Annotated in this window: 18 protein-coding genes; 7 read left to right on the plus strand and 11 right to left on the minus strand. The window is 55.9% G+C overall.

Annotated elements, in window-relative coordinates:
• The first annotated feature begins 110 nt into the window (after positions 1-110).
• On the plus strand, positions 111-599 hold the full coding sequence (locus tag F8A88_RS12190; RefSeq protein WP_151151439.1) for a SixA phosphatase family protein: 489 nt from the start codon (positions 111-113) through the stop codon (positions 597-599).
• Here the strand turns inward: F8A88_RS12190 and miaA are convergent.
• The 4 genes from miaA to F8A88_RS12210 are packed head-to-tail and all read right to left on the minus strand — an operon-like array spanning position 589 to position 4201.
• Positions 589-1521 carry a tRNA (adenosine(37)-N6)-dimethylallyltransferase MiaA gene (miaA, locus tag F8A88_RS12195; RefSeq protein WP_151151440.1) on the minus strand — a complete coding sequence of 311 codons (933 nt, stop codon included), beginning with the start codon at positions 1519-1521 and terminating at the stop codon, positions 589-591. The genes F8A88_RS12190 and miaA overlap by 11 nt on opposite strands.
• Before the next feature lie 5 nt (positions 1522-1526).
• Entirely contained in the window at positions 1527-2036 is a 510-nt protein-coding gene (coaD, locus tag F8A88_RS12200) for a pantetheine-phosphate adenylyltransferase (RefSeq protein ID WP_151151441.1), read from the minus strand.
• Entirely contained in the window at positions 2024-2584 is a 561-nt protein-coding gene (gene rsmD / locus F8A88_RS12205; RefSeq protein ID WP_151151442.1) for a 16S rRNA (guanine(966)-N(2))-methyltransferase RsmD, read from the minus strand. The genes coaD and rsmD overlap by 13 nt, the downstream gene beginning before the upstream one ends.
• Positions 2585-2593: 9 nt before the next feature.
• Positions 2594-4201, minus strand: coding sequence for an MBL fold metallo-hydrolase RNA specificity domain-containing protein (locus tag F8A88_RS12210; protein ID WP_151151443.1), 1608 nt, complete (start codon positions 4199-4201; stop codon positions 2594-2596).
• A 191-nt stretch (positions 4202-4392) separates the two neighbouring features.
• On the opposite strand from F8A88_RS12210, the gene F8A88_RS12215 reads away from it, so the two are divergent.
• Both F8A88_RS12215 and F8A88_RS12220 read left to right on the plus strand, forming a co-directional pair.
• On the plus strand, positions 4393-5049 hold the full coding sequence (locus tag F8A88_RS12215) for an LOG family protein (protein ID WP_151151444.1): 657 nt from the start codon (positions 4393-4395) through the stop codon (positions 5047-5049).
• A 32-nt stretch (positions 5050-5081) separates the two neighbouring features.
• On the plus strand, positions 5082-5975 hold the full coding sequence (locus F8A88_RS12220) for a DMT family transporter (RefSeq protein ID WP_151151445.1): 894 nt from the start codon (positions 5082-5084) through the stop codon (positions 5973-5975).
• A 1-nt stretch (position 5976) separates the two neighbouring features.
• Here F8A88_RS12220 and F8A88_RS12225 read toward each other — a convergent pair whose 3' ends face one another.
• Entirely contained in the window at positions 5977-7275 is a 1299-nt protein-coding gene (locus F8A88_RS12225) for a methyl-accepting chemotaxis protein (protein ID WP_241667445.1), read from the minus strand.
• Here F8A88_RS12225 and F8A88_RS16015 point away from each other — a divergent pair.
• Positions 7255-7566, plus strand: a complete 312-nt coding sequence (locus tag F8A88_RS16015) for a hypothetical protein (RefSeq protein ID WP_241667446.1) — start codon at positions 7255-7257, stop codon at positions 7564-7566. The genes F8A88_RS12225 and F8A88_RS16015 overlap by 21 nt on opposite strands.
• A 295-nt stretch (positions 7567-7861) precedes the next feature.
• On the opposite strand, the gene F8A88_RS12230 is transcribed toward F8A88_RS16015, so the two are convergent.
• From F8A88_RS12230 to F8A88_RS12245, 4 genes are read right to left on the minus strand one after another with little or no spacing between them, the layout of a single operon-like run.
• The gene (locus tag F8A88_RS12230; protein WP_151151447.1) at positions 7862-8104 is read right to left on the minus strand and encodes a hypothetical protein; all 243 of its coding nucleotides are present in this window, start codon (positions 8102-8104) and stop codon (positions 7862-7864) included.
• A gap of 7 nt (positions 8105-8111) precedes the next feature.
• Positions 8112-9644, minus strand: a complete 1533-nt coding sequence (gene gpmI / locus F8A88_RS12235) for a 2,3-bisphosphoglycerate-independent phosphoglycerate mutase (RefSeq protein WP_151151448.1) — start codon at positions 9642-9644, stop codon at positions 8112-8114.
• Positions 9637-10032 carry a ribosome silencing factor gene (rsfS, locus tag F8A88_RS12240; RefSeq protein WP_151151449.1) on the minus strand — a complete coding sequence of 132 codons (396 nt, stop codon included), beginning with the start codon at positions 10030-10032 and terminating at the stop codon, positions 9637-9639. The genes gpmI and rsfS overlap by 8 nt, the downstream gene beginning before the upstream one ends.
• Before the next feature lie 16 nt (positions 10033-10048).
• Complete coding sequence (locus tag F8A88_RS12245; RefSeq protein WP_151151450.1) at positions 10049-10648, minus strand: nitroreductase family protein; 600 nt, start codon at positions 10646-10648, stop codon at positions 10049-10051.
• Positions 10649-10953: 305 nt separating this feature from the next.
• On the opposite strand from F8A88_RS12245, the gene F8A88_RS12250 reads away from it, so the two are divergent.
• From F8A88_RS12250 to F8A88_RS12260, 3 genes are all read left to right on the plus strand, one after another.
• Complete coding sequence (locus F8A88_RS12250) at positions 10954-12258, plus strand: phenylacetate--CoA ligase family protein (RefSeq protein WP_151151451.1); 1305 nt, start codon at positions 10954-10956, stop codon at positions 12256-12258.
• A 44-nt stretch (positions 12259-12302) separates the two neighbouring features.
• Positions 12303-12734, plus strand: a complete 432-nt coding sequence (locus tag F8A88_RS12255) for an ACT domain-containing protein (protein WP_151151452.1) — start codon at positions 12303-12305, stop codon at positions 12732-12734.
• Between the two features lie 177 nt (positions 12735-12911).
• Positions 12912-13256 (plus strand): Hpt domain-containing protein, encoded by a 345-nt coding sequence (locus F8A88_RS12260; protein WP_151151453.1) that lies wholly within the window; start codon positions 12912-12914, stop codon positions 13254-13256.
• Between the two features lie 10 nt (positions 13257-13266).
• Here F8A88_RS12260 and F8A88_RS12265 read toward each other — a convergent pair whose 3' ends face one another.
• Positions 13267-14616: an MATE family efflux transporter gene (locus F8A88_RS12265; protein ID WP_151151454.1), complete on the minus strand. Its 1350-nt coding sequence runs from the start codon at positions 14614-14616 to the stop codon at positions 13267-13269.
• Between the two features lie 76 nt (positions 14617-14692).
• On the minus strand, positions 14693-15472 hold the full coding sequence (gene dapB, locus F8A88_RS12270; RefSeq protein ID WP_151151455.1) for a 4-hydroxy-tetrahydrodipicolinate reductase: 780 nt from the start codon (positions 15470-15472) through the stop codon (positions 14693-14695).
• Positions 15473-15476 lie beyond the last annotated feature (4 nt).

Below are 15476 nucleotides of genomic sequence, written 5' to 3' on the forward strand. Positions count from 1 at the left end.
TTGAGCATGTATCGCGCCCGCACGGTTTGCGCAAGCGGCGCATGAGCCTTCTTGCCGGAACCATGCCAATGCGTTACGCTTTGTCAATCAACCCGCAACCGGAGCATGCCATGCGGATATATCTGATGCAGCACGGGACCTGCCTGCCCAAGGAATTGGCCCCGGAACAGCCCCTGAGTCCGGTCGGACGGGAGCAGATTGAAAAAACTGCCGCAATCATGAAAAATCTGGGGCTTGAATTCGATATTATTGCATGCAGCCCCAAACTGCGCTCCCGCCAGTCAGCCCGAATCGCAGCCCACGCAACAAGCTACCCCGAAAAAAACATCTTGGTAACGGATGCGGCCAAACCCATGGCAGACCCGCAAAAACTCATCCAACAAATCAGGGGCTACGGCTCCACGGACTCCGTGCTCATCGCCGGGCATCTCCCTTCGTTGAACGGCGTGGCTTCAAGCCTGCTGCTGGAGCCGGGGCCGCCCACTCTGCACTTCCATATGGAAAATGGTGGACTGACCTGCATTTCCACGGAATCCGAACACAGGCGGGGAACACTTGAATGGCACCTGACACCAAAATTCATCGGCCTCATGAACTAACGCCCTGTTCCAACCACGAAAGGACATGGCCCGCCACGGACTCATTGTCGCCCGGCCGGAACCATTCAATGTCGTCTTCCTTGCGAAACCAGGTCATCTGACGTTTGGCATAGGCACGGGTATTGCGTAGCCAGAGCTCTTTTGTGCGCTTCATATCAATCTCGCCGCGCACATAGGCCAGCAATTCGGCACACCCGATGCCGCTCCAACCCGGCGCGTCACCGTCCGGGCACAATTCATATGCGGCCCGGGCTTCATCCACAGCTCCCTGCTCCAACATGATATTGATGCGCTTGCCAAGGTGCGGGGTCAACTCGTTCAGTGTCATCTCCATGCCCACCTTGCAATAGTGATAGGGAGCGGGAGTATGTTCGGTGGAATGCCACCAGGTCATGGTTTTTCCGGTGGCCGCATACACCTCGGCCGCGCGTGCATTGCGCTGGCTGTCATTGGGATGGATTCTGGCCGCGTATTCCGGATCAACTTCGCACAGTTCGGCATGCAGTTTTTGCGGGCCTTCCCGTTGCAACCGTTCCAGGACCCCTTTGCGTATATCCTCTGGAATCTCCGGAATCTGCGCCATGCCCTGCAAAAGAAACCGCAGGTACATGCCCGTTCCGCCCACCAGAATTGGTAAACGCTTCTGCTCAAGAACCTCGGCAATGGCCGTATGTGCCATATCCACAAACCGGGCCGCACTCATGGGTTCGGCGGTCTCCAGAAAACCGTACAGCAAATGCGGACAAGCTGCCCGCTCTTCCGAATCCGGCTGGGCCGTAATGATCGGAAAATCGCGATAAACCTGCCGGGAATCAAAATTGATGACACTTGCCGGAACCTGCCGGGAAACCTCGATGGCGGCAGCCGTCTTTCCGGTTCCGGTCGGACCGAGAATACAGACGATGGAAGGAAGGTCGGCCATGCAAACTACTCTTCATCCTGAAGGCTGGCATATCGCTCTCGAAGCCGTTCGATCACCTGCCTCGGGACCAATCCCTTCACGTTGCCGCCGTGCTGGGCCACTTCCTTGACGATGGTGGAACTCAGATACATCCACTTGAAGTCGGTCATGAGAAAAACCGTCTGTATCTCTCGGTCCAGCTTGCGGTTCATCAAGGCCATCTGGAATTCGTATTCAAAATCCGAAACAGCCCGCAACCCGCGCAGGACGGACCCTGCCCCGCGGCGGGCCACATAATCGATAAGCAAACCGTCAAACGGTTCTACGATGATGTTCGGTTCGTGCGCGAACACCTCCTTGGCCATCTCCACGCGTTCCTCAAGGGTAAACAATGTCTTCTTGGGCGTACTGTGCGCAATGGCGAAAACAACCTGATCAAAAATCTTGAGCCCACGAGTGATCAGGCTCACATGGCCCCTGGTAACCGGGTCAAACGTTCCGGGGTAAACGGCGAGGCGTGGATTCAACGGCGCCATAGCAATATCCTTGTCTGACCGTATTCACGGTCGGTTATCAATTCCAATTGGGCAAGCGGCCCTTGCTCAGGCGGACGCACGGCTGCCTCCACCTCGGCCAGAATGAACGCATCCGGCGCAAACCATTCGTTCTCCAAAGCTGCCTCAAGAGCCGGGACCAGCAAATCCTTTCCATACGGCGGATCAATGAACGCCATGTCGAACGGTCGGTCCGGTTTTTTCCCAAGCACGGCAAACAAATCTTTAGGCAACACGCTCCAATGATCAGAGGGCACGCCCAAGTCCTTGAGGTTGCCGCGAATCAAGGCCGCAGCCTTTTTACTCTTTTCAACAAACAACGCAAATTCGGCTCCCCGGCTCAAACATTCCACGCCAAGACTGCCGCTGCCCGCGAACATATCCACAACCCGGGCCTGATGCCATGATACCCCACGGGCCTGCAACATGGAAAACACGGCCTCGCGCACCTTGTGGGTGGCAGGCCGGTATCCGGGCCCTTCGCATGTCTTGAGCCTGCGCCCCCTGAATTCTCCGCCGACAACGCGCACAGCACCTCCCTACAATTCGGAAACGAACCGGCTCATTGAACGATTCAAATCCAGCAATTGATCACGGGCTTCCACCTGATCGACCCACGGCTTTGCACGCATGTTGTCCAAACGACTCCGAAGTTCGGCCACAAGGCCCTCGGTATCCTGCAGCAAAAATTCCCAGTCCACGCGGGGACGCGCCATGTCCATGTCCACGACAGGGGCAAATTCCTTGCCCGCTTCGAGTTCGAGTTCTTCCATGTATTCGGGAATATGCACTTCGAATCCGTAGCGTTCGGTTATCAACGCAGCGAACTCCTTTTGCACCTCGGCCTCGCCATGAACCAACAGGATGCGCACAGGCTTGCCGCGCATGCTGTCCAACCAGGCCAACATCTCGGATTGGCCGGCATGACCGGAAAAACCGTTAATGGTAAAGACCTTGGCCTTGATGGCGATGTCCTCGCCAAAAATACGCAGGCTCTTGGCTCCGTTCACGATCTTGCGGCCTGGTGTACCAACCCCTTGGTACCCCACGAAAACAACACTGGCCCCCGGGCGCCAGAGATTGTGGCGCAAATGGTGCTTGATACGTCCGGCATTGGCCATACCGCTTGCCGAAATGACAACGGCCGGCTCCCGGGTTTCATTGATGGCCTGAGACTGTTCGCGGGATTCGGAAAAAACGAGGTTGGGCAAATCCAACGGATTTTCCCCGTTTTCCAAATAGGCCTGCGTTTCCTGATCAAAAAACTCAGGATGCTTGCGAAAAATCTTGGTGGCGCGGATAGCCAGCGGACTGTCCAGATATACGGGCATATCCTCAGGCAAACGCCCCTGCTTCCTGAGCAAAAACAAAGAATAAATGATCTGCTGGGAGCGTTCCACCGCAAAGGCCGGAATGATGACTTTTTCCTTATTCCCGTAAGCATAGGCTATGGCCTCAGCCAACTCGTCAAGGCTGTTGGAGGCATCCTTGTGGTCGCGGTTTCCATAGGTGGATTCCAGAAACAGATAGTCCGCGCAGTCAACCTTGCTGGGGTCATTGACGATCAACTGCTCGGGCCGCCCGAGATCGCCGGAAAAAACGATCTTGGTGGGCTTGCCGTCCTGTGTGTACTCCACCTCGATAAACGCGGAGCCGAGAATATGTCCGGCATCATTATACGTGACTTTAATGCCGGGAACCGGCTCGAACGACTCCCGATACTCGACAGGAGCAAGCAGAGGCAGGGCCTTGTTGGCATCGTTGATGGTATACAGGGGATGAACCTGCTCGCCGCCCTTGCGACGCACCTTGGCGTTGGCCCATTCGGCTTCCATCTCCTGAATATACGCACTGTCCAGGAGCATAATTTCCAACAGGTCCTTGGTCGGGGCCGTGCAATAGATGGGATTCTTGAACCCTTTGGCCACCAGTGCGGGCAACAACCCGGAGTGGTCGATATGCGCATGCGTCACCAGAACAAAATCCAGATTCTTGGCATCGTAGGCATCCAGGTTTTCGTTGCGCTTTTCAATCTCCTTGTTCCCCTGATGCATGCCGCAATCCACGGCGAAACGCTTTCCTTCATGCTCAAGGATGTAGCAAGATCCTGTTACGGTCCGGGCCGCTCCCATAAACGATACTTTCATGTTTTACTCCTGAATACGTACCTTCGGTTCAGGCAAAAACTAACCGCTTCCGAAAGGACGGGAATAAGTGTATTCACGATGGGGCGCGCACCTGCGCCCGACAGACGAACAACATGCATCATAACCATTGATCAGGCAACACCGGTAACAACTCCCCCAACGGGCCAAAACTCAGCCGCGGAGAGATACATATGCACAAATCAAAGCAATACCTCATTGACGACCTTTCCATGCAGGAATCCTGGCGTCTTTTCAAAATAATGTCCGAAATCGTCGACGGTTTCGAAACACTGAGCGACATCGGACCCGCCGTATCCATTTTCGGCTCGGCCCGTGTTCCGGCAGAGAACCCGGTCTACAAACAAACGCAACAAATGGCTGCAGCTTTGGCGCAGGCCGGTTTTTCGGTCATCACGGGCGGCGGCCCCGGCCTCATGGAAGCGGGCAATCTGGGCGCACAGGAAGCTGGCGGCAACTCAGTCGGCCTGCACATCCACCTGCCACTGGAACAGGGGGCCAACCAGTATCTGGATACACGTTGCGACTTTCGCTATTTCTTCATTCGCAAGCTCATGTTCATCAAGTACGCCATGGCATACGTAGCCATGCCCGGCGGCTTCGGAACGCTGGATGAGCTCTCCGAAGCGTTGGTGCTGATACAGACGAAACGCATCCGTCCATTTCCCATCGTGCTCATGGGAACGGAGTTCTGGGGCGGCCTGATCGACTGGTTCAAAAGCCAGCTTTTGGCCCACCATTACTGTCATGAAGATGATTTCAGGTTGTTTCTGGTTACGGACGACATCAATGAAGCCGTGGCTCACATCACGAGCCACGTCATCCTGTAAAGCGATCACGGGGACACGAACGGAGTCCGGACATGACCGCACGGCAAAAAGCACTGGCTTTCGGACTGGGAACCGTGCTGATCTGGTCCACGGTGGCGACGGCGTTCAAGATAACGCTGTCCCACATGGACCCGCTGCAACTGTTGCTGTGTGCATCCACAGTATCCGTAACCCTGCTCGGCATCATTCTCGCCGTGCAGGGCAGGCTGGACAAATTGTCGATGTCCGCCAGAGAATACGCCTACTGCGCCTTGCTCGGCGTGCTGAACCCGTTCCTGTATTACGCAGTCCTTTTCAAGGCGTACGATCTGCTCCCGGCGCAGGAGGCCCAGCCCCTGAATTTCACGTGGGCCATCACTCTGAGCCTGCTTTCAGTTCCACTGCTGGGACAACGGCTGAACAAAGGCGAACTGGCCGCCATTCTGGTCAGCTATCTGGGGGTGCTGATCATCAGCACCCACGGAGATCTGACAAGCCTGCAGTTCACCAACGGCGAGGGCGTGGCTCTCGCCCTGGTTAGCACCGTGATCTGGGCTCTGTACTGGATCGGAAATACGCGCAACCAGTGCGACCCCGTTGCCGGGCTTTTTTTCAATTTCCTGTTCGGACTGCCGCTCATTCTCGGAGCAACGCTGTTTTTTTCCGAACTGCCCCCCCTTAACGCGCACGGCCTGCTTGGCGCCCTGTACATAGGGCTATTCGAAATGGGCATTTCATTCGTATTCTGGCTCACAGCCCTGCGACTGGCCGCCCAGCCACAGGGAGGCGGAACTGCACGGATAGCAAATCTCATCTTCCTCTCACCCTTTCTCTCCCTGTTTTTCATCTCTCGGTTCGCCGGAGAAACCATCCGGACCGCCACTTTCGTGGGGCTGGCATTCATCGTAGCCGGAAACATGCTCATGCAACGGGCAGGCAAGCGCTGAATCAGCCCTGCCCGGACAGCCGGACATCCACGGCCACAACGCCGAGAAATGCGTCCTCCCGCCTGCCGAATGGGCCGGAAACCGTAATGCACTGTTCCCCGGAAGCAGAAGAACGATACACATCGGAAACATAATACGTCTGATTATCTGCTGCGCCACGGAACCAAGGACGATCACTCCAATCCCTGTCGTACGCGCCCCTGTCCTCGGCATACTCCATGCTTCGTCCGCCCACATTGCTCACTACCTGACGCCCTCGGGTGTCCGTGGCGTACACCAGCTCCACAAACTCATTGCCACGCACCAATTCCCGCAAGGCCTGCTCCATACGCTCACGATCGAGTGAAAGAAAACGCGCGTCCGAGGCAAGATTCTCGATGACGGCCTGCACCCTGCCATTGCCCACGAGCAAAAAGGCCTCAACCAACGCACCGAGGTCACGAACCCGGCCGCCAAGATGCTCAACCGCCGTTGTGGCCTTCTCCATATCCTGATCCGTGGATTCGGATATGGCATTCACCTCGGTCATGGTGCGTGTCAGAGACTCGCTTGCCGAAGACTGCTGGGCCGCTGCCGTGGCTATTTGCCGAATCCGGTCCGCACTCTCTCCGGAATGGCGAACAATGGCGTCCAGTGCTGTTCCGGACTCCTCGGCCTTGACGGCCGCGTCATCCACGACATCGGCCATTGACTCGACACCTTCGACGGTACGTCCGACTTCGGTCTGAATGGCGGCAATGGCAACACCGACATCCCGTGTCGCCTCCATGGTCTTTTCCGCGAGCTTGCGAACCTCGTCGGCCACCACGGCAAATCCCCGTCCGGCCTCACCGGCCCGGGCCGCTTCGATCGCTGCGTTCAGGGCCAAAAGGTTCGTCTGATCAGCAATATCCGAAATGACGGACATGATACTGCCCACATCCTCGGCCTGTTTGCCGAGTCCGCTCACGCTCCCTGCCAGACTGCGGGAACTGGCGGAAGCGGAACGAATGGACTCGAGTACCTCGGCAACGACAGCAGCCCCGGCACCGGCTTCTTCCATGGCCTGTTCCGCAGACAAGGCAGCACCATCAGCGCTCTGGGCTGTCTCCAATACCGAAGCGTTCATCTCCTCCATGGCCGAGGCAGCTTCTCCCATGTACTGCTGCTGTTCAACGGCCCCGGCGCGGGAACGGGAAGAAGCAATGTCCACCTGCTCGGACTCGTTACGAACCCCTTCAAGGACTTCTCCCAATGTCTTTGCAGCCGAAAGAAGCCCTTCGCACCGAGAGGACTCGGCATGGACACGTATTTCATCCATTCTTATGCGCATACCGGCCACTTCCTGGCGCATCCGGTTCAATTCTTCTTCGCGATCACGAATATCCCCACAACACCCCTCGCAATAATTAACAATTTCGCACAACGGATTCAAAACATCGTCAATATCGCCATTAAAACCTGCTGCGCCATCGGGCAGCCCCCCAATCCGATTTCGGGCATCATCCACAGCCACGGCCAACTGACGACGGTTTGCGCCCCCTTGCCGCCATGCCACCAAAAGACCGAATGCGCCAATCGTCATGCCCAGGACCCCGGCCAAGCCCCATAGTACGCTAAACATTATTGTCAGGTTGCCCCAAACGAGCCGGGCAGAAGAAAAACCAGCTGCAGCAAGCAATATGCTACAAAATAAAATCAATAAACTCAGGCTGGTAATAAGCAAACCATCACGAAAAAACATTGGCAATACCCCTCCGGAGAACAGCGTTAATACATGAAAGTCTGTTCACATAAGGCAAAAGTGATGCCAAGGGGGCGCGATGTGAGTATGCAGAGACAGATTGATTGAAAAAAAACAAAGAAGCCGCCCAAAGGCGGCTTCTTCATTCATATTTTCTGCTCAATTACAAGAAATCAGGATCAATGCTGGCCTTACCTCCGGCAAGGATAAGCTTGATGTACCGTATCGTGCGGTCATCCACGGGAACAATGGGGAAATTCTTGCGGCAGGCATCGCACTGGGCCATTGCAGGCCGCGTGGGAGCGATGAGAGGCACTTCCCGTTCACAATGGGGGCAGGGATACAGGTAGATTATTTCAATCCCGGCCGGCTTGACCGGGGTCAGCGGTTTTTTTGAATCCGACATGAAAACGCTATCCTTTGCCTTGCAGCAGATTTTTACCGGTCATTTCCGTTGGCCGGTCAATATTCAAAATACCGAGAATCGTCGGCGCAATGTCGCCCAGTATGCCGGAATCCAGCCGCATGTCTGCAGACTGACGGCTGATGAAGACCAACGGAACCGGGTTGGTGCTATGCGAAGTCTGCGGCCCTCCGTCCGGGCCAATCATTTCCTCGGCATTGCCATGGTCCGCCGTAAGCAGCACGTTGCCGCCTTGTTTGAGCACGGCGTCGACCACCCGTTCCACGCACGAATCCACGGTGCGGCAGGCCTGCTCGGCCGCCTCGATCACCCCGGTATGGCCGACCATGTCCAAATTGGCAAAATTGCACACGCACAGGTCATGCTCATCCAACGAAGCTACAAGACGATCGGCAACTTCGTCCGCGCTCATCTGCGGTTTCAGGTCATAGGTGGCCACATCCCGCGGCGACTGAACCATGATGCGGTCCTCGCCTTCAAATGGCTCCTCGCGACCACAGTTGAGAAAATAGGTCACATGGGCATACTTCTCGGTTTCCGCTATGCGCAACTGACGGAGTCCGGCTTCGGAAACCACCTGCCCCAGCGTCTGTTCATATGATTCCGGCGCAAATGCCACGGGCATGGGAAAATCGGATTCGTACCGGGTCATGGTGGCAAAGTCCGCAAAATCGATCATTTTCCCGCGGACAAAACCGTCGAAATCCCCATCAAACAACGCCCGGCAAATCTGCCGCGCCCTGTCCGCACGAAAATTGAAAAAGAACAGGCCGTCCCCGTCGGACAGACGCGCGTCGTCTCCACGCACCACAAACGGCTTGATGAACTCGTCATTTTCTCCCTTGGCGTAGGCCTGCCGCACGCCTTCAAGCGCATCATCCTGCACCGGGGCATCCGCCTCCACCAGCGCACGATACGCAAGCTCATTGCGCTCATAGCGTTTGTCGCGGTCCATGGCGTAATAACGTCCCGAAACAACGCCGACCCGACCGACCCCAAGCTCATCCATGGTCCGAAGCAGACGCTGCATGTACCGCTCGCCACTGGTGGGAGGCGTATCGCGACCATCCATGAAGCAATGCACGATCACGTCACGGATGCCGAATTCTCCGGCCATTCGCAACAGTGCGTCCAAATGATTTTGATGACTGTGCACGCCTCCGTCCGACAGCAATCCCATAAGGTGCAGACGGCCGCTTCCGGCCTTGGTGCGTTCCATGAGCTCGACGAGTGCGGCATTTTGGGCAAAGCTGCCGTCTTCAATGGCCATGTCGATGCGTGTCATGTCCTGATAAACGACCCGGCCGGCACCGATATTCATGTGCCCGACTTCGGAATTGCCCATAAAACCGTCAGGCAGCCCCACGGCCCTGCCCGAGCATTGCAGGCTGGAATTGGGATACTGTTCAAACAGGGAGTCAAGATACGGGGTATGGGCGTTGCGCACGCAATTGCCATCGCCGGGAGGGGCAATCCCCCATCCATCAAGGATAAGCAGCAGTGTCGTGCCGGCCCTAGTCATCACCGTGCTCCGGATTTTCACCAGAATAGTCGGTGCGTTCCGCTTCGGCCCACATACCTTCAATATTGTAGAATCCACGAAGGTCGGCCAAAAAAACATGAATGATCACGTCATTGAGGTCTACAAGAATCCAGTCGCCGGTCTTGTAGCCCTCCATGCCCAAAAATTCCACGCCTTCATCACGACAACGCTCAAGAATGAAATCCGCCAATGCCTGTGCATGCTTGATGCTCCGGGCAGATACCACGCAGATCGTCTCGGTGATGCTGCACAGGTCGGCCACGTTCAGAGAGACGATTTCACCGCCCTGCTTTTCATCAAGCCAGGAACAGACAAGAGCCGCTTTTTCGGCGTTGGGCATGTCCTTGAATTGCTTTTCCTTGTTCATAAAACCTTATTTCCATTTATTCGGTTGTCGTTTCATCGCAGAAACGCACGGTTATCAACGATTCCAATTCACGCTTAGGGACATGGTGCACACCGGCAGAATCCCGCCAATAACGAACATCTCCGTCATCGGGAAGAGGATCAACCACCACGGTTTCCGCAGGAACTCCCAAGGCCAGCACCAATAAAATCTCATGAGAATCAGGCAACCCCAGCACCACAGCCAGTCGTTCGCGATTCACACTGCCCAGCATGCAGCCGCCATATCCTTTTTCCACGGCACCAAGCAGAATCGTCTGGGCCGCTATGCCGTGGTCCCCCCAATCTTCGGAGGTCAGATCCCGATCCACGGCAATGACAATATATGCGGCAGGCCGCTCTCCCGGCTCCGGTCCCTTCCAGCGAGGAAGATACCCCGCCCAGCCAAGCGTGGGAAACACGCTTTCGCACATGTCGACCGAGGACACCAGAGAAAACCGCAGGGCTTGCAGATTACGCGCCGACGCTGTCAGCCGGGCCAAATCAACAAGCGCAACCAAATCGGCCATGGGAATCCGCCGTGACTCGTGAAACCGACGATAACTCCGGTTGGTTTCAACCAGACTGCGAAACCGCATATACTTACCTCCCACCTTGTTGAACTCAGGATTTTGTAAAGGATTACGACGGAGCCTGCAACGCCATTTCCCCTCCTTGCGGCTGCTGAAGCAAGGTGTTGCTTGACAGCGGGCAGAATACTGATGCATGTAGCGCAGATGATGAACGCTTTTTTTACCCGCTTTTTTTTCTTTATGAACCTAACATGAGAAAGCTCGTGGAATAGGAAAGGCGGATTACAGCTGAATACCAAAGGCCACGGGCTTCACGCCGGTGGCCTTTTATATTCTGTCAGTTACGGCGAACAACCTGAAGGAGGAGAGGCATGATTTTCGACGTGGACATGGAAACCCTGCCGAGGGAAGAGCTGGAAAAGATCCAGCTGAAGCGGCTCAAAGCTTTGTGCGAACGGGTTTACAACAATGTTCCGTTCTACAAAAAGCGCTTTGACGAAAAAGGGCTGAAGCCTGGAGACATCACCAGCCTCAGTGATGTCAAACACTTGCCCTTCACGGAAAAACAGGATCTGCGCAACCACTATCCCTTTGGCATGTTTGCCGTGAGCCGTGACAACATCGTGCGCATCCACTCGTCCTCCGGAACCACAGGCAAAGCCACGGTGGTGGGCTACACAAAGCGGGACATCGAAAACTGGGGCCAGCTCATGGCCCGCAGCTTCATGGCTGCCGGAGCCTCGGCCAAAGACATGATCCACAACGCCTACGGCTACGGGCTGTTCACCGGCGGTCTGGGCGCCCACTACGGCAGCGAGGCGCTGGGCGCGGCCACCGTGCCTGTTTCTGGCGGTGCCACCCGCAGGCAGGTCATGCTGCTCAAGGACTTCGGGTCCACGGTCATCTGCTGCACGCCCTCCTACGCCCTGTTCCTCGATGAGACCGCCCGCGAAATGGGCATAGACATCAAGGAACTGCCGCTGAAGGTCGGCATTTTCGGCGCCGAGCCGTGGACGGACGAAATGCGCCGGGACATTGAAAAACGACTCGGCATCACTGCCATCGACATCTACGGGCTGTCGGAAATCATGGGGCCGGGCGTGGGCATCGAATGCCACGAGGCCCAGGACGGTTTGCACCTCATGGAAGACCATTTCCTGTGCGAAGTCATTGACCCGGAATCGGGCGAACCGCTGCCTCCGGGCGAAACCGGCGAACTGGTCATCACCACTCTGACCAAGGAAGCCATCCCCCTGATCCGCTATCGCACCCGGGACCTGACCACCCTGAATACAGCGCCCTGCAAATGCGGACGCACGTTGGCGCGCATGCAACGGGTAACCGGCCGCAGCGATGACATGCTGATCATCCGCGGCGTAAACGTATTCCCGTCCCAGATCGAATCCATCATCATCGAAACCGAGGGACTGACCCCGCATTACCAATTGCTTGTGGAACGCCACGGCAACATGGACACGCTCACGGTCAACGTGGAAGTGAACGAATCAGTATTCTCGGATGAAATTAAAAATTTACAGCGCCTTGAATCCAAGGTACAGAAAAACATTAAGGAATTCCTCGGCGTCACTGCCAAGGTCAAACTCGTGGAACCCAAGGGAATCGAGCGCTCCGTTGGCAAGGCCAAGCGTATCGTGGACCTGAGAAACGAATCCTGAAAACTTACATCCAATCAGGGCTTCGGCCCGAAGCGAGGAGAGCCATGAAAGTAGACCAGCTTTCCATATTCCTTGAAAATCGTGCGGGACGTCTTGCGGAAGTGACCAAAATTCTCGATGAATCAGGTGTCAATATCCGCGCCCTTTCCCTGGCGGACACCTCCGATTTCGGAATCCTGCGCCTGATCGTGTCGGATTTTGAAACCGCAAAAACCAAACTCAAGGAAAACGGATTCACGGTGGGCCGCACCTCGGTTGTTGCCGTGGAAGTCAGCGACAAGCCCGGCGGATTGCACAACATTCTGTCCATGCTGCAAAACGAAGACATCAATGTCGAATACATGTACGCATTTGTTCAGCAGAGCGGCAACAGTGCCGTGCTCATATTCCGTTTCGACAGGACAGACCAGGGGATTGAGGTGCTGCAAAAAAACGGATTGACTATCATTCCCGGCGAAAAACTTTACGCACTTTAATCTCTTTACGCAGACGTTTTAAGGGAGCCTTCAGACGAAGGCTCCCTTTTTTTATCAAATCCGTTGCCCACAAAACGCACAAGGCGTATAAGGTTCATGTACCCTGTGCATCGTCTCGCATTGCCCGATCTAACGCAAACGATGCCCGAAAGGAGACAAGGAAAAGGAAGGGGAATCATGCTGGAAAAAGAAATCATAGATCCGCAATTTCTGGAATCCATGGCGGATAAACGGGCATTCCTCAAAAAAATGTTCGCGGTATTCGTCAGCCAGGAGCCCAAACGCGTGCAGGAAATTCATGATGCACTGGAAAACGGCGATGTCGCCAAGTTGCGTCATCTGGCCCACTCCCTCAAGGGCGGAGCCGCAACAATGGGAGCGGAGCGAGTGCGCCAATGCTGCCTGCTTCTGGAAAACGCAACCCAAGCCAACGACATGAGCGCGGCAATGGGGCATTTCAAAACCCTTGAAACGGAAATGGACCAGGCCTACACGTTCATGTTCAACTTCATGGCTGAATAAACGGCCACACTCAGAGAATCGGGGCCTTACCCTGAAGGGGGGCCCTGCCGACTCCGGGACTGATTCGTACCACTCCAAGCGCGCCCCTGCATGCGGCCCATACTCCGGTGGAAGCCCACACCAGCATCAACACATCCGGCATATCCCTGACAGTAAGAACCAGCGCCCCTCCCACAACCGAAGCCACGAGCATGGCATTCCTCAGGTAACGAAAATCACCGGCCCCCCAATGGATGCCGTCGGTCGCGCAAGCAAGGGAAAAAAGCGGCATGATGCAGGCCAGCAACGTCCACGAAGGCTGGAACAACGCATGGGCCTCGACGGGGAGCAGCAAAGTGGCGATGGCGTTCCGCCCTACAAGCATGAACAGACAAAGACCTGCCCCTGTCACCAAACTCCATACACAGGCATACACAGCCACCCGCCGGGCCTGTTGAACATCGTTACGACCGAGAAAAAAACCGACTAGCGACTGGGCAGTAATGGCAAAAGCATCCATGAAGAGTGCCGTGAAAATGAAAAATTGCCTCCCGGCCTGATACGCAGCACCCTGCCCCGCTCCTGCCTGATTGGCAACGCGCGTGCACAGCGAAAGAAACAATAGAACCGCCCCGGTGCGTATGAACAGATCGCCGCCGATACGTATCAGTTTCTTCAGATCGGCAAGGCCGATATGCAATGAAAAACCAATCCGCCTGCGAACGACCCAAAGAACCCAGATGGCCCCGGTCCACTGTGAAAGGGAACTGGCCAAACCGGCCCCCCCGACCCCAAGTGCTGGAACCGGCCCAAAACCGAAAACAAAAACATAATCCAAACCAACATTCAGAAGATTCATGCCGGTGGCCACCCACAAGGGGGTGCTCATGTCCTGGCATCCACGCAGCGAACCAAAACAGGCCAGACAAACCAGTACGGCCGGAGCCCCCAGCAAACGATAGCGCATATACTGCTCGGACAAATCCAGAACGGCATCGTTGCCGCCGAGAAGTGACGCTGCAGGCGTCAGAAACGGCAGAGCGCCCACAAGAAGCACGAATCCGATCCCACCGCCGAGGAAAACCGCAAGAGTACTTATGCCAGCGGCGCGATCTGCGCGATTTTCACCGCTGAACCTGGCAACCTCAGTCTGGGTTCCGATTCCCAAAAAATTGAAAATCCAGAATATGGAAGAAAAAACCATGGCTCCAATGCCCAGCGCCGCCACAGGTTCCATGCCCAGACGAGCCACAAAGGCCGTATCGACAAGTCCTGTAACAGGTTCTGCAACAAGGGAAAAAAGGACAGGAACTGCCAACTGCAACAGAGTTTTGTTGGGTGCGTGCACAAAGGCATGCTCGCTACCCGAAGACGCGCTCACAAAGGCCTCACTCGAAAAGATATAAAAAAAGCAAGGCTCCCCGGAGACTCACAAGCCTCCGGGGAGTGCAATACTTCTAGAAAATGTCCGCCATGGAATACAGGGCGCCGGGCTTCTGCCCCTTGAGCCACTTTGCCGCCCGCAACGCGCCCGAAGCAAATGTCTCCCGGGAATGAGCCCGGTGGGTCACTTCAATACGCTCTCCCGGCCCGAAGAAATACATGGTGTGGTCACCGACCACATCTCCCCCCCGCAGGGTCTGGACGCCCAGCTCCTTTTGCGGACGCTGGCCGATGATGCCGTCACGGCAATGGCATTTGACGTCATCGTAATCCCAATCCCGGGCCTCGGCCAAACATTGCGCCAACTTCAGGGCCGTGCCGCTCGGAGCATCTTTTTTCATCTTGTGATGAATCTCGGACAGTTCCATATCGTACTCAAGTCCAAGCGCCTGCACCAATTGAGGCAGAACCTTGAGCAGAACATTGACGCCTACGCTCATGTTGGGGGCCCAGAACAACGGCGTTTCAGCAGCATATTTACCCAAGGTCGCCTGTTGGCCGGCATCCAGCCCCGTGGTGCCGATAACGGCAGGATTGCCATGCTTTGCCGCTGCTTCGGCCATGGCGATTGACGCTTCGGGCGCCGTGAAATCAACGATTACGGCACCGGGGCACTGCGGCAAAAGATCGGACAGGGAATCAGAAACCATGCAACCAAGGTAGTCCAATCCATCGGTTCGACCAGGACGCTCGCAAACGCCTGCCAGGTTGAGAGTTTCATCCCGGTTGGCCATCAAGGCCAAAGTTGCCCCCATGCGACCGCCTGCTCCCATAATGATCACATCCGTGGTCATGCTA

This window comes from Pseudodesulfovibrio senegalensis (assembly GCF_008830225.1).
Taxonomy (GTDB): domain Bacteria; phylum Desulfobacterota; class Desulfovibrionia; order Desulfovibrionales; family Desulfovibrionaceae; genus Pseudodesulfovibrio; species Pseudodesulfovibrio senegalensis.

Coding starts and splice junctions, on each gene's coding strand:
- F8A88_RS12190 (WP_151151439.1), top strand. CDS start 111: ATGCGGATATATCTGATGCAGCACGGGACCTGCCTGCCCAAGGAATTG.
- miaA (WP_151151440.1), bottom strand. CDS start 1,521: ATGGCCGACCTTCCTTCCATCGTCTGTATTCTCGGTCCGACCGGAACC.
- coaD (WP_151151441.1), bottom strand. CDS start 2,036: ATGGCGCCGTTGAATCCACGCCTCGCCGTTTACCCCGGAACGTTTGAC.
- F8A88_RS12210 (WP_151151443.1), bottom strand. CDS start 4,201: ATGAAAGTATCGTTTATGGGAGCGGCCCGGACCGTAACAGGATCTTGC.
- F8A88_RS12215 (WP_151151444.1), top strand. CDS start 4,393: ATGCACAAATCAAAGCAATACCTCATTGACGACCTTTCCATGCAGGAA.
- F8A88_RS12220 (WP_151151445.1), top strand. CDS start 5,082: ATGACCGCACGGCAAAAAGCACTGGCTTTCGGACTGGGAACCGTGCTG.
- F8A88_RS16015 (WP_241667446.1), top strand. CDS start 7,255: ATGGACACGTATTTCATCCATTCTTATGCGCATACCGGCCACTTCCTG.
- F8A88_RS12225 (WP_241667445.1), bottom strand. CDS start 7,275: ATGGATGAAATACGTGTCCATGCCGAGTCCTCTCGGTGCGAAGGGCTT.
- F8A88_RS12230 (WP_151151447.1), bottom strand. CDS start 8,104: ATGTCGGATTCAAAAAAACCGCTGACCCCGGTCAAGCCGGCCGGGATT.
- gpmI (WP_151151448.1), bottom strand. CDS start 9,644: ATGACTAGGGCCGGCACGACACTGCTGCTTATCCTTGATGGATGGGGG.
- rsfS (WP_151151449.1), bottom strand. CDS start 10,032: ATGAACAAGGAAAAGCAATTCAAGGACATGCCCAACGCCGAAAAAGCG.
- F8A88_RS12245 (WP_151151450.1), bottom strand. CDS start 10,648: ATGCGGTTTCGCAGTCTGGTTGAAACCAACCGGAGTTATCGTCGGTTT.
- F8A88_RS12250 (WP_151151451.1), top strand. CDS start 10,954: ATGATTTTCGACGTGGACATGGAAACCCTGCCGAGGGAAGAGCTGGAA.
- F8A88_RS12255 (WP_151151452.1), top strand. CDS start 12,303: ATGAAAGTAGACCAGCTTTCCATATTCCTTGAAAATCGTGCGGGACGT.
- F8A88_RS12260 (WP_151151453.1), top strand. CDS start 12,912: ATGCTGGAAAAAGAAATCATAGATCCGCAATTTCTGGAATCCATGGCG.
- dapB (WP_151151455.1), bottom strand. CDS start 15,472: ATGACCACGGATGTGATCATTATGGGAGCAGGCGGTCGCATGGGGGCA.